A 13,309-nucleotide genomic window follows, 5' to 3' on the forward strand; every position below is an offset into this window, starting at 1 on the left:
TTTAGTTGATGAACCGCAGGTCGCTGAACCAGCCGGCGGCCAGCGCCATCACGTAGAAGTCGGTGAACGCCAGCGTGCCGAGGGTGATCCAGGCGAGCTGCATGTGCCGCACGTTCAGCCACGAGACGCCCGTCCAGGCGCGGTAGCGGACCGGGTGCTTCGAGAAGTGCTTCAACCGGCCGCCGATGATGTGCCGGCAGGAGTGGCAGGAGATCGTGTACGCCCACAGCATGACCACGTTCACCAGCAGGATGATGTTGCCCAGCCCGAAGCCGAAGCCCTCCGGGGAGTGGAAGGCGAGGATCGCGTCCCAGGTGTTGATCAGCGAGATGATCGCGGCGGCGTAGAAGAAGTAACGGTGCAGGTTCTGCCCGAGCAGCGGGAAGCGGGTCTCACCCGAGTACGTCTGGTGCCCGTCCGGGACGGCGCAGGCCGGCGGCGACAGCCAGAACGACCGGTAGTACGCCTTGCGGTAGTAGTAGCAGGTCAACCGGAACAGCAGCAGGAACGGCAGGGTCAGGGCCGCGTCCGGGATGATCCACCAGCCGGGCAGGAACTGCCCGAAGTGGGAAGCCTCCGGCAGACAGCGGTCCGTCACGCACGGCGAGTAGAACGGGGTCAGGTAGTGGTACTCGTCGACCCAGTACCACTTGTGCATGAAGACCCGCACCGTCGCGTAGGCGACCCACGCGCCGAGACCGACGACCGTGATCAGCGGTGCCAACCACCAGCGGTCCGTACGCAACGTCTTCGCCGCGATGGCGGCGCGCGCTCGCGCGCCCCGCGGCCTCGTTGCCGTTGAAGTCATTCCAGTTGTCTCCCTGACGGGGCCCTCGCGGGCACGGATCCTGTTCCGGCCGGGCACGCGGGTCGGCGCACCGCCCCCGCAGCCACGTCCCCTGCGCACTCCCACGGCCACGCCGGGGCGTACCGACGCAGCTAAGTGACACACGTTACGCCGCTCGCTGTGAGCCGTTCGCGCAGGGAGTGTCGCGTGTGAGCTGCCCGATGGAAAGCCGGACCGCACCAATCGACAACGGATGTTAAGAACCTCACCCCGCCCGGGTCAGCCGGAGGCGTTACCCGTGAAGTTCCACTCCGCCAGGCGCAGCGGGGGCGCGCTCCACCAGACGCCGTCGGCCCGGCCCGGCTGACGGACGGCCGCCCGCCCCACGCCGAGCACCCCGCCCGGCGCGAGCGCCCGCGGGTACGCCTGGGTGAAACGGAGGTTCCGAACCGCGCCGACCGGCGCCCCGTCCTCGATCAACCACACGCCGTTACGGGTCAGGCCGGTCACCGTCAGCGCCCTCGGATCGAGCACCCGGGTGTACCAGAGATCACTGACCAGCAGCCCACGGCGTACCCCGGCCACCAGCGCGGCGGTGTCCGCGTCGACCACCGGCCCGACCGGCGTCCCCACCGGGGACGTCGCGTCGACCGGGGACGCCGGCGGCCCGCCCGGCAGCAGCCGGACCGTGGTCGGCAGCGGACCCACGGTGGCCGACGCCGGGCCGGCGTGCCCGGTCGACGTGCCGCCCACCGCGGCGGCCGTCCGCCGGTCGTGCGTCACCGAGCTGGTCACCCCGGCCGACACCAGCGGCAACGCGCCGCGCGGGGTGCCCTCCACGTCGAACGGCAGCCCGGTGGCGGCCAACGGGTCGTCCACCAGGGTCACCGACGGGTCGAACTGCGGCACGCCCGGCCGCGCGAAGGACTTCCGTTCCGCGTACGCCTTTCCGTTGAAGCCGTAGTAGGAGAAATTCGTGAGCAGGTCGGACACGGCGGCCGGCTCGAAGACCACCTCGTAACGCCCCGGCGGCAGCTCGACCGGGGCCGCGCCGGCCCGCGCCCTGGCCGCCGCCCGCGCCCCCAGGGCCGCGCCGTCCAGGTCGGCGAGCCGGTCCGCGGCGATCCGGGCCACCCCGTCCGCCCCACCGGTACGAGCGATGCCGTCCATGGCCGCGTCGACCGACCGCCCCCGGGCGGTGTGCCCGGCCGTGTTGACGAACGCCGCGACGTGGTGCGACGTGCGGCAGTAGCCGGCCGTCTCCAGCCCACCGGCGGCGTCCACGAACGCGCGCACCCGGGCGGCCCGGTCGGCCGGCTCGGCGTACGCGGTCGACTCGTCGACGTCACCGACGGCGGGCGTCGCGGTCGGCAGGGTCAGCCCCGGCCAGCCCGGGTCGGGCGGGCCGAGCCGGGCCGCCAGCAACGTCCGCTCGACCAGCTCACGCAGGCCGTCCGGGCTGGTCAGGCTGCCGCTGCCGGTGGCCGTCCGGCCGTCGACGTGCACCCGCAGCCGGACCGTGACCTGCGACCCGGCGACGTTCTGGTGGATGAACGAGTTGGCGAACCGGGTCAACGACAGCTCCGCCCGGGTCACCGTCACCTCGGCCTGCGCCCCCGGCCCGGTCGACCTGCGGACCAGCTCCACCACCCGCCCGGCCAACTCCAACTCGTCGCTCACTCTCACGGTGTCGGCCTTTCGTTCGCGGCTGCGGGACTCCGCTGCGCTGCGTTCCTCGCTCTCACGCCGTCGGCCTTTCGTTCGCGGCTGCGGGACTCCGCTGCGCTGCGTTCCTCGCTCTCACGCCGTCGGCCTTTCGTTCGCGGCTGCGGGACTCCGCTGCGCTGCGTTCCTCGCTCTCACGCCGTCGGCCTTTCGTTCGCGGCTGCGGGACTCCGCTGCGCTGCGTTCCTCGCTCTCACGCCGTCACCCCCACCCGGACGTTGCGGAAGCGGGCCGGGGCGGCCGGGTGACCGGTGTGCCCGATCTGGCCCGGCTGGCCCTTGCCGCAGTTCGGGGTGCCCCATGGCACGACCTCGGAGGAGAGCATGTCCATCGAGCGCCAGAACAGCGGCCCGATCCCGGTGTAGGTGGGGTTGCGCAGCATCCGGCCCCGCCGGCCGTTCCTGATCTCCCAGCCGATCTCGCAGCCGAACTGGAAGTTGAGCCGTCTGTCGTCGATCGACCAGGACCGGTTGATGTCCATCAGCACCCCGTCGTCGGTGGCGGCGATGATCTCGTCCAGGGTGTGCGGGCCCGGCTCCAGGCCGACGTTCGTCATCCGCACCATCGGCAGCCGGGCCCAGCCGTCGGCCCGTACGCTGCCGCCGTGGTCGAGGCCGGCGACGGCGGCGGAGTCCCGCCCGGCGAGCACCCCCACCCAGCGCCCCTCGCGGACCGCGTCCCGGGCGACCGCGGGGGAGCCCTCGTCGTCGAAGCCGAAACTGCCGAGCGCGCCCGGGATGGTCGGGTCGATGGTGACGTTCATCAGCTCGGAGCCGTACCGCAGCGACCCGAGCTGGGCCAGGTCGAGCCAGGAGGTGCCGGCGAAGGCGGCCTCCCAGCCGAGGATGCGGTCCAGCTCGATGGCGTGCCCGACGGACTCGTGGATCTGCAACGCGAGCTGCTCGCCGCCGAGGATCAGGTCGGTCTCGCCGGCCGGGCAGAGCGGCGCGGTGAGCAGGGCCCGGGACTCCTCGGCCAGCCGGGCGGCGTGCGCGGTCAGGTCGAGCGAGTCGACCAGCTCCCACCCGGTGGTGCCGTACTGCCCCCGGTAGCTGGGCCAGGACCGGCGCTGCGTCTCGCCGTCACCGATCGAGGTGGCCGAGATGCCCGCGCCGCACTCGCGGATGTGCTGGTCGATCCGGTGGCCCTCGCTGGAGACGAACCACTTCGTGGTGTCCCACACCTGGTAGAGCCCCTCGGCCTGGTCGGCCCCGTGCGCCCGCATCGTCTCGGTGGCCGCCACCAGCAGGTCACCCTTGGCGCTCAACGGCACGCCGAGCGGGTCCACCGCGCACGGGGAGGACCAGGAGGCGGTGACCGGCGGGGCGGCGACCAGATCCAACGGGGGGCCGGGCACCCGCGCGCTCGCGGCGGCGATCCGCGCGGCGCGGCGGCCGGCGTCGCGGACCACGGCGTCCGACAGATCGGGTACGGCGTAGAAGCCCCAGCTCGACCCGACCAGCGCCCGCACCCCCAGCCCGAGGTCGGAATCCTGGGCCAGCTCCTCGATCTGCCCGTTGCGGGCCGACATCGACTCGTAGCGGCGGTGCATCACCCGTACGTCGGCGTACCGGGCTCCGGCGTCCAGGGCGGCCTGCACGGCGGCCGTCGCCGCGTCGAACTCGGTCATGGCCCCGACCCTAGGCGACCCCCCTGACAGTTGTCAGGGCAGGAGATCCCGGGGACGGATCGTGGCGCGCACCGGCTCGGTGAGTTCCAACAGGTCGTCGAGGCCGGCCACGGTCTCCGCGAGGTGGCGGCCGTCCTTTTCCCGGTAGAGGCGCAGCGTGCCGTTCTCCTCGACCAGGAGGTACCAGGGGATACCCGCCTCGGCGTAGTAGTGCATCTTCAGCACCCGGTCGGTGGCGGCGTTGCTCGGAGAGACGATCTAGCAGCTCAGCCGGACGGCACCGGCCTCGATGATCGGATCGTCGAAGTCGATCAGGTCGGTGAGGACCAGATCGGGGATCGGGATCCGTCCGGGTCGGAGTCGGACGTTCACCGCGTCGAGAAGCTCCAGCCCGGCTGTCAGGGCGGCCGGTTCGAGGGCGTTGCCGAGCCTGCGGGCGATGCGCTGGTGGCGCGGGGTCGGTGCTGGGGTCACGTGGAGGCTCCCGTCGAAGAGTTCGACGCGTTGGCGCGTCTCGCCGAGGGCGAGGTACTCCTCCTCCGTCCACGGTCCGTCGTGGCCGAACACGGCTGCGGTCACCTCCACCTCCACCTCGACACCGGCCGGAATCCTCTCGTGGTCGCCAGGGCCATCGTCGCACCTCGGGTGCGGTGGGCGGGGCTTCCCGGCCGGGTCGTCGCGGCCTGATGCCGACTCGTTACGAGATCGACGGCTGACAGGACGGTGGCTTGTAGCTTATTTTCACCATCTGAGACGTACTGCAACTTCTCTTCGCCAGCCGGGAGGTGGTCGGGCCATGAGCGGGCCAGTGTCGACGTCGGCCCACGGGCCCGACACGTTCGGTGATGCTACCGCAGACGGGCCGTATCTGCGGGTGTCGGAGCTGCGGGTGCGGTTCGGTACGGAGGATGGGGTGGTGCGGGCGGTGGACGGGGTGTCGTTCGCTGTCGGGCGGGGTCGGACGTTGGGGATCGTGGGGGAGTCGGGGTCGGGTAAGAGCGTGACCTCGTTGGCGGTGTTGGGGTTGCATGACCCGCGGCGGGCGGTGGTGTCGGGGGAGATCTGGGTGGGTGGTCGGCAGGTGGTGGGGTTGCCGGAGGAGCGGGTGCGGCGGTTGCGGGGTCGGGAGGTGGCGATGATCTTCCAGGATCCGTTGTCGGCGTTGCATCCGTACTTTTCGGTGGGGCGGCAGGTCGCGGAGGCGTATCGGGTGCATCATCCGGGGGTGTCGCGGCGTCAGGCGCGGGCTCGTGCGGTGGAGATGCTGGGTCGGGTGGGGATCCCGCAGCCGGGGCGGCGGTTTGCGCAGTTTCCGCATGAGTTCTCCGGTGGGATGCGGCAGCGGGTGATGATCGCGATGGCGTTGGTGAACGACCCGCGGTTGTTGATCGCGGATGAGCCGACGACGGCGTTGGACGTGACGGTGCAGGCGCAGATTCTGGACCTGCTGGCGGATCTGCAGGGGGAGTTCGGGTCGGCGATCGTGCTGATCACCCATGATCTGGGGGTGGTGGCGCAGGTGGCCGACGAGGTGCTGGTGATGTACGCCGGTCGGGTGGTGGAGCACGGCCCGGTGGGTGAGGTGCTGCGGTCGCCGGAGCACCCGTACACCTGGGGGTTGTTGGGGAGTGTGCCGTCGTTGCGGGGTGACGCGGAGGCGGATCTGACGCCGATCGCGGGCAACCCGCCGAGCCTGATCGATTTGCCGTCGGGGTGCGCGTTCCACCCGCGCTGCCGGTGGGCCGACCGCACCGACGGCCGGTCCCGCAGTGTGGTGCCGGAGTTGTTGCCGGTGGCCGGGGAGCCGGGGCATCGGGTGGCGTGTCACCTGCCGGCCGGGGACCGGGCCCGGATCCGGTCCGAGGAGGCCATCGGCGTCGGGGCGGCCCGGTGACCGCCGGGGCCGGGTCGGGCGCGGGAGCTGCCGGGGCCGGGTCGGGCGCGGTGGCTGCCGGGGTCGAGCCGTTGTTGTCCGTCGCCGGGTTGACGAAGCATTTTCCGGTGCGGGAGGGGTGGCGGCGGTCGGGTGTGGTGCGGGCGGTCGACGGGGTGGACTTCACCGTGTCGGCGGGGCAGACGTTGGGTCTGGTGGGGGAGTCCGGCTGCGGTAAGAGCACCACCGGGCGGATGCTGGTGCGGTTGATGGATCCGACGGCGGGGACGGTGACGTTCGCGGGGCGGGACATCGGTCGGGCCCGGGGGCGGGAGTTGCGTCGGTTGCGGCAGGACGTGCAGATCGTTTTTCAGGATCCGTACGCGTCGTTGAATCCCCGGCACACGGTGGGGCGGATCGTGGGGATGCCGTTGGAGGTCAACGGGATCGTTCCGCCGGGTGGGGTGCGTAACCGGGTGCGGGAGTTGTTGGAGCTGGTGGGGTTGAGCCCGGAGCACTACAACCGGTATCCGCACGAGTTTTCGGGTGGTCAGCGGCAGCGGGTGGGGATCGCCCGTGCTCTGGCGTTGTCGCCGAGGTTGATCGTGGCGGATGAGCCGGTGTCGGCGTTGGATGTGTCGATCCAGGCGCAGGTGATCAATCTGTTGCGGGGGTTGCAGCGGGATCTGGGGTTGGCGTTCGTGTTCATCGCGCATGATCTGGCGGTGGTGCGGCATGTGTCGCAGCGGGTGGCGGTGATGTATCTGGGGCGGATCGTGGAGATCGGTGATCGGGCGGATATCTACCGGCGTCCGCAGCATCCGTACACGCGGGCGTTGTTGTCGGCGGTGCCGGACGTGTCCGGGGTGGGGGCGGCGGGGCGGATCCGGTTGGTCGGGGACGTGCCGACGCCGTTGGATCCGCCGTCGGGGTGCCGGTTCCGGACCCGTTGTGGGAAGGCCACCGACCTGTGTGCCGTCGAGGTTCCCGCGCTGGTGCCGAGGGCGGGCGGCAGTCAGGCCACCGCCTGCCACCACCCCGAGACCGAGCCGCTGGCGTCGGCCGGGGACGCGGTGGTCGTACCGAACGGGGTGTCGTGATGAGCCTGTCCCCGGTGGATGGTGAGGTCCGGGCGGAGCTGGACCCGGCGGCGGAGGCCGGCGGCGCGGCGGCGCGCGAGGTCGCCGGCCGGTCGCCCGGCCAACTGGCCTGGGCCCGGCTGCGCCGCGACCGGACGGCGCTGGTCAGCGGCGCGGTGCTGCTGGTCCTGCTGGCCGTCGCGCTCGCCGCCCCGCTGATCGCCAAGCTGTACGGGGTCGGCCCCAACGAGCAGTTCCAGGAGCTGCTGGACGGCAACGGCATGCCGCTCGGCTACGTCGGCGGGGTCAGCGGCGAGCACTGGTTCGGGCTGGAGCCCCGGCTCGGCCGGGACATCTTCATCCGGATGGTGTACGGGCTGCGCACCTCGCTGTTCATCGCGTTCGCCGCCGCCGTGGTGACCACCACGATCGGGGTGGTCACCGGCATCCTCGCCGGCTACCTGGGCGGCGCCGTCGACACGGTGCTCAGTTGGATCACCGACGTGGCGCTGGCCCTGCCGTTCCTGATCTTCGCGTTGGCGGTGGTGCCGACCGTGGCGCTGCGCTTCTACGGCCCGCGCGAGGAGGTGCCGGCCTGGTTCCAGGTGGCCGTGCTGATCGGCGTCTTCGCCGCGTTCGGTTGGACCAGCACCGCCCGGCTGGTCCGGGGGCAGGTGGTCTCGCTGCGCGAACGGGAGTTCGTGGAGGCGGCCCGGGCCAGCGGGGCCGGACTGGGGCACATGGTGTTCCGGCAGCTCCTGCCGAACCTGTGGGCGCCGATCCTGGTGGCGTTCTCCCTCGCCGTGCCGCAGTACGTCACCGGCGAGGCGGCGCTGTCGTTCCTCGGCATCGGCATCCTCGAACCCACCGCCGACTTCGGCCGGATGATCTTCCAGAGCATCCCGTACCTGCAGACCGACCCGGCGTACGTGTTCTTCCCGGGCGTCACGATCTTCGCGCTGGTGCTGGCGTTCAACCTGTTCGGCGACGCGCTGCGCGACGCGCTCGACCCGAAGTCGTCCCGGTGAGGAGGGCTCCGGTGAGCGCGAGGAGCGCAGCGGAGCGGAGCCCCGCAGTCGCGAACGAAGGAAGGCTCCGGTGAGCGCGAGGAGCGCAGCGGAGCGGAGCCCCGCAGTCGCGAACGAAGGAAGGCTCTGATGACACGGTTTCTGGTCCGGCGGCTGCTCAGCGCGGCGCTGACGCTGTTCGCGGTGAGCGTGCTCAGCTTCCTGATGTTCTTCGCCCTGCCCAAGGACCCGGTCAGCGGCATGTGCCCGAAGAACTGCAACGCCGAACGCCTGGAGCGGGTCCGCGAGGAGCTGGGCCTGCGGGACCCGCTGGTCGAGCAGTACGCCAACTACATGCGGGGCATCGTCACCGGCCGGGACCTGGGCAGCGCCCAGGGCGGCCACTGCGACGCGCCCTGCCTCGGCTGGTCGTACGTGAACAACGAGGCGGTCACCGACACCCTGGCCCGGGTGCTGCCGGTGACGCTGAGCATCGTCCTGCCGGCGGCGGTCCTCTGGCTGCTGCTCGGGGTCGGGCTGGGCATGGTCTCCGCGCTACGCCGGGGCGCCTGGCTGGACAAGGCGGCGATCGGCTTCTCGCTGACCGGGGCGTCGTTGCAGCTCTACTTCGTCGGCGCGGTGCTGCTGCTGGTCTTCACGTACCAGCTCCGGATCACGCCGGTGCCCGGCTACACGTCGCTTTTCGACGACCCGGTGAAGTGGGCCAGCGGGTTGGTGCTGGCCTGGGTGTCGCTGGCGTTCCTGTTCTCCGCGATCTACGCCCGGCTGTCCCGGGCGCAGATGCTGGAGACCCTGTCGGAGGACTTCGTCCGCACCGCGCGGGCCAAGGGCCTGCCGAAACGTGCCGTGTACGGGCGGCACGCGCTGCGCGCGGCGATCACCCCGGTGGTGACCATCGCCGGCCTGGACGTGGGCAGCGCGCTCGGCGGGACGGTGATCACCGAGACCACCTTCGGCATCCAGGGGCTCGGCCGGACGGCCGTGGACGCCGTCCGCGCCGGCGACCTGCCCACGATCATGGCGACGGTGCTGATCTCGGCGGTCTTCATCGTGGTCGCGAACATCGTCGTCGACCTGCTCTACGCCGCCATCGACCCCCGGGTCCGGCTGCGGTAGCGAGTTTTCCAGCGGTTTCACAGCAGGGTTTCCAGCGGTTTCACACCAGGGGAGGAGACGCAGGATGCGTCTGAAGAAGACCGCCGACGCGGGCGGGGCGAGGCGGGCCGTCGCGGCCGGTGGGGCGCTCGCGCTGCTCGCGGCGCTCGGCGCGTGCAGCGAGAACAAGGGCACCGAGGGCGCCGTCGACTCCGACCGGGTGCAGAGCGGCTCGATCGCCACCGACCCGAAGGAGTCGATGGGACCGGCCCCCGAGGTGCCGGGCGCGGCGAAGGGCGGCACCTTCCGGGTGCTCCGGGAGACCAAGATCTCGCACCTGGACCCGCAGCGGGTCTACTCGTTCGTCGGGCTGATGGCCGCGCCGCTCTACAGCCGCGCGCTGACCACCTTCAAGGACGACGGCTCCGGCGCGGTCACCCTGGTCGGTGACCTGGCCGAGAACCCCGGCAAGGACGTCAACTCCGACTGCAGGGTCTGGGAGTTCACCGTCAAGGACGGGGTGAAGTTCGAGGACGGCAGCCCGATCACCGCCCGGGAGATCGCGTACGGGATCGCCCGTTCCTTCGACCCCGACCTGACCGGCGGCCCCACCTACCTCCAGGAGTGGCTCGCCGACAGCCCGCAGTACGACACCAAGTGGGACTTCAAGGCTAACAAGACGTCCCTCCCGCCCGGCCTGACCACCCCGGACGACAAGACGCTGCGCTTCGAGTTCGCCAAGCCGCACTGCGACCTGCCGTTCGCCGCGTCGCTGCCGTACACCGCGCCGCTGAAGCCGGAGAAGGACACCGGGGTCAACCTGGACAACCAGCCGTTCTCCTCCGGGCCGTACAAGATCACCAGGAACAACGCCGGGGTCGAGCTGGTGCTGGAACGCAACGAGCACTGGGACCCGAACACCGACCCGGTGCGGCACGCGTACCCGGACCGGATCGTCTGGAACTTCGGCCCGGACCCGGAGGCGGGCGCCAACCGGGTGATCGCCGACAACGGCGACGACCAGACCGCGCTGGCCTGGAACGGGGTGCCCTCCGCGCTGGTCGCCCGGGTCACCGGCGACGCCGCCCTCAAACCGCGGTCGGTGCAGGGCCCCACCCCGAGCCTGTGGCGGCTGAGCATCAACACCAGCCGGGTCACCGACCTGGCGGTCCGGCAGGCGCTGCACTACGCCATCGACCGGGACGGCTTCATCAAGGCGTACGGCGGTGAGGCGTCCGCCCGGGCGGTCACCAGCCTGCTGCCGCCGTCGACCATCGGCTTCCAGAAGCACGACGTCTACCCGGCCGGCCCGAACGGCAACATCGAGAAGGCGAAGGAGCTGCTCGCCGGCAGGACCCCCGAGCTGGTGCTGGGCATCAGCGACGACTCCACCGAGCTGGCCACCCAGCTCAAGGGCAACCTGGAGAAAGCCGGCTTCAAGATCACGGTGAAGACCATTCCGACCGACGCGAAACTCGACGAGGTCGGCAAGAAGGACAACCCGTGGGACCTCTACACCGACCAGTGGGCCGCCGACTGGCCCAGCGGCGCGGCGATCCTGCCGGTGCTCTTCGACGGTCGCGCCATCAAGGCCGAGAACAACAGCAACACCTCGTACGTCAACAGCGACGCGATCAACGCCGAGTTCGACCGGGTGCTCGCGCTGCCGGTGGCCGAGCAGGGCGCCGAGTGGGCCAAACTCGACGAGCGGATCATGAAGGAGCTGGCCCCGGCCGTGCCGCTGTTCGTGGAGAACGGCTACTACCTGCACGGCTCCAAGGTCGGCGGGATCTTCATCTCCAGCATCTTCGGCTACCCGTCGTTCGTGAACGTGCACGTGAAGCAGTGACCGTCCGGGGCCCCGCCACGCGCCCGGCGCGTGGCGGGGTCGCCCGGCATGCGGCGGGTCACAGCCAGATCTGGAGGAAGTCCAGCTCCAGGCGGAGCAGCCGCTCGGCGACGCCGCCCGCCGCCAGATGGGTGGCCCCGGTCAGCGGCAGCACCGAGTGCGGGCGGCCGGTCGACAACAGCGCCGCCGACAGGCGCAACGTGTGCGCGGCCACCACGTTGTCGTCGGCCAACCCGTGCACCAGCAGCAGCGGACGCCTGTCGTCCTCGCCGGCCGGCGGCTCGGCGGCCAACTCGACCAGACTGTGGTGGCTGTAGACGTCCGTGCCCTCCTCGGGCAGGCCCAGGTACCGCTCGGTGTACGCGGTGTCGTACAACGCCCAGTCGGTCACCGGGGCGCCCACGATGCCGCACCGGAACCGGTCCGGGTACCGCAGCACCGCCAGCCCGGCCAACCAGCCCCCGAACGACCAGCCCCGCACCCCCACCCGGCCCAGATCCAGGTCCGGGTGCTTCTCGGCGAGCGCGTCCAACGCGTCGAGCTGGTCGGTCAGCACCACGTCGGCGACCCGCCGGTGGATCGCCTTCTCGAACGACGGCGCGACCCCCGGCGTACCCCGGTTGTCCACCGTCACCACCGCGAAACCGGCGTCGGCCCACCACTGCCGCTCCAGCCAGGCCGCCCGCGCGGCCACCACCTCCTGGTGGCCCGGCCCGCCGTAGACGTCCAACAGCACCGGCAGTCGTCGGCCGGCGACGTGGTTGGCCGGGTACAGCACGGCGGCCGGCAACCGCCGGTCGGTCACCCGCTCCAGCACCGGCCGCGGCGCGTACGGCGGGGTCGCGGCGAGCGACCGCAGGGTGGCCACCTCGACGTCGCCCCGGCGCACCGTCCACCGCACCCCCGGATGGTCCAGCGAGGCGTGCCCGACCACCAGCACGTCCCCGCCGACCGCGGCGGTGTGCCAACCCGCGTCCTGGGTGATCCGGCGGGCGTCGACGCCGCCGCCGATCACCGTCCGCACCCGGAACAGGTGCCGCTGGCTCGGCTCGCCGTCGCTGCCCTCCACCACCAGGTCGACCGGGCCGGCGCCGGCCGGGGCGAGCCGCCCCACCACCCGCCGTACGTACAGCGAGGGCGGTGTGAGCAGGGTGCCGTCGGCGAACAGGCAGCGCGAGTCGTACCCGTCGTGGGCCAGCTCGCCGCCGACCAGCACCCGACCGTCCGGCAGGTGCGCCGGAGTGCCCGGCACCGGGTCCACCCAGCGGGGGTCGGCCAGCTCGGCGTGCACCTGGGTCTCCCCGGTGCGCGGGTCCACCGCCAGCACCAGGCCGTGCTGCTGGGCCCGGCGCAGCACGGTGATCAACGGCCCGGCCTCGGCCCAGTCGACCGAGACCAGGTACGGGTAGGTCTCCCGGTCCCAGTGCACGTCGACCCAGCCGCCGTCGAGGTCCAGCAGGTGCAGGCTCACCTCCGCGTTCGGGCCACCGGCCACCGGGTACGCCGTGCTGCTCGGCGCGCTCGCCGGGTCGGCCGGGTCGTGCAGGTGCCAGCGGGGCAGCCGGGACTCGTCCACCCGGGCGGCCAGCACCGACAGACCGTCCGGCGCCCACCAGTAGCCCCGGAACCGGGCGAACTCCTCCGCCGCGATGTGCTCGGCCAGCCCCCAGGTGACCCCGGAGTCCTCCCCGGCGAGCAGGGTGTCCTCCCCGTCCGGCCCGATCACCCGCAGCTCACCCCGGCGGGTGCGCGGGCCGGCGTCCGTGACGTACGCCAGCCGCTGCCCGGTCGGGTCGGGGCGCGGATCGACGACCGGGCCGACGGTGCTCACCTCGACCACGTCCCCGTTCACCAGGTCGGCCCGGAACAGCCGCCCGGCCAGCGGGAACACCGCGACCCGGGCGGCCGGGTCGGTGGCGTACGAGCCGATGCCGCCGGCGCTGAGCCGCAGCCGCTCGCGCAGCGCCCGCTCCGCCGGTGGCAGCCCGGCGCCGTCGCCGTCCGCGCCGAGCAGCGTCGCCGCGTCGGCGACCAGCCGCTCCTCGCCGGAGGTCAGGTCGAGCAGCCAGAGCGCGTCGGCCGGGTCCTGCGGACCGCCCGAGCGCAGGAAGACCACCCGGGATCCGTCGTCGGCCACGGTGACGGCGCGCGGCGTCCCGTGGCTGAACCGACGGGTACGGGCGGCCAGCTCCGGATAGTCCACACGCCAGATCGTAGAGGCGTACCGGAGGTGATGTGGCCGA

Annotated in this window: 9 protein-coding genes and 1 pseudogene; 5 read left to right on the plus strand and 5 right to left on the minus strand. The window is 72.1% G+C overall.

Annotated features, from left to right (window positions below; translation table 11 throughout):
• Position 1 precedes the first annotated feature (1 nt).
• The 4 genes and pseudogenes from O7606_RS24615 to O7606_RS24630 all read right to left on the minus strand — a co-directional run bounded on the left by O7606_RS24615 (position 2) and on the right by O7606_RS24630 (position 4,721).
• Entirely contained in the window at positions 2-808 is an 807-nt protein-coding gene (locus tag O7606_RS24615; RefSeq protein ID WP_281596373.1) for a hypothetical protein, read from the minus strand.
• A 258-nt stretch (positions 809-1,066) separates the two neighbouring features.
• On the minus strand, positions 1,067-2,467 hold the full coding sequence (locus tag O7606_RS24620; protein WP_281596374.1) for a metallopeptidase TldD-related protein: 1,401 nt from the start codon (positions 2,465-2,467) through the stop codon (positions 1,067-1,069).
• A 238-nt stretch (positions 2,468-2,705) separates the two neighbouring features.
• Positions 2,706-4,142 (minus strand): TldD/PmbA family protein, encoded by a 1,437-nt coding sequence (locus O7606_RS24625; protein ID WP_281596375.1) that lies wholly within the window; start codon positions 4,140-4,142, stop codon positions 2,706-2,708.
• Positions 4,143-4,175: 33 nt separating this feature from the next.
• Positions 4,176-4,721: pseudogene (locus O7606_RS24630) on the minus strand (Uma2 family endonuclease).
• A 217-nt stretch (positions 4,722-4,938) separates the two neighbouring features.
• Here O7606_RS24630 and O7606_RS24635 point away from each other — a divergent pair.
• The 5 genes from O7606_RS24635 to O7606_RS24655 all read left to right on the plus strand — a co-directional run bounded on the left by O7606_RS24635 (position 4,939) and on the right by O7606_RS24655 (position 11,066).
• A complete protein-coding gene (locus tag O7606_RS24635; protein WP_281596376.1) occupies positions 4,939-6,036 on the plus strand; it encodes an ABC transporter ATP-binding protein in 1,098 nt (365 codons plus the stop codon).
• Between the two features lie 50 nt (positions 6,037-6,086).
• Positions 6,087-7,115 carry a dipeptide ABC transporter ATP-binding protein gene (locus O7606_RS24640; RefSeq protein WP_281599861.1) on the plus strand — a complete coding sequence of 343 codons (1,029 nt, stop codon included), beginning with the start codon at positions 6,087-6,089 and terminating at the stop codon, positions 7,113-7,115.
• Positions 7,115-8,122 (plus strand): ABC transporter permease, encoded by a 1,008-nt coding sequence (locus tag O7606_RS24645; RefSeq protein ID WP_281596377.1) that lies wholly within the window; start codon positions 7,115-7,117, stop codon positions 8,120-8,122. The genes O7606_RS24640 and O7606_RS24645 overlap by 1 nt, the downstream gene beginning before the upstream one ends.
• 129 nt (positions 8,123-8,251) lie before the next feature.
• A complete protein-coding gene (locus O7606_RS24650; RefSeq protein WP_281596378.1) occupies positions 8,252-9,238 on the plus strand; it encodes an ABC transporter permease in 987 nt (328 codons plus the stop codon).
• 64 nt (positions 9,239-9,302) lie between these two features.
• Positions 9,303-11,066, plus strand: a complete 1,764-nt coding sequence (locus tag O7606_RS24655; protein ID WP_281596379.1) for an ABC transporter substrate-binding protein — start codon at positions 9,303-9,305, stop codon at positions 11,064-11,066.
• Positions 11,067-11,124: 58 nt separating this feature from the next.
• On the opposite strand, the gene O7606_RS24660 is transcribed toward O7606_RS24655, so the two are convergent.
• Complete coding sequence (locus O7606_RS24660; protein WP_281596380.1) at positions 11,125-13,269, minus strand: prolyl oligopeptidase family serine peptidase; 2,145 nt, start codon at positions 13,267-13,269, stop codon at positions 11,125-11,127.
• Positions 13,270-13,309: the final 40 nt, after the last annotated feature.

Source organism: Micromonospora sp. WMMD882, from assembly GCF_027497255.1.
Lineage (GTDB): Bacteria > Actinomycetota > Actinomycetes > Mycobacteriales > Micromonosporaceae > Micromonospora.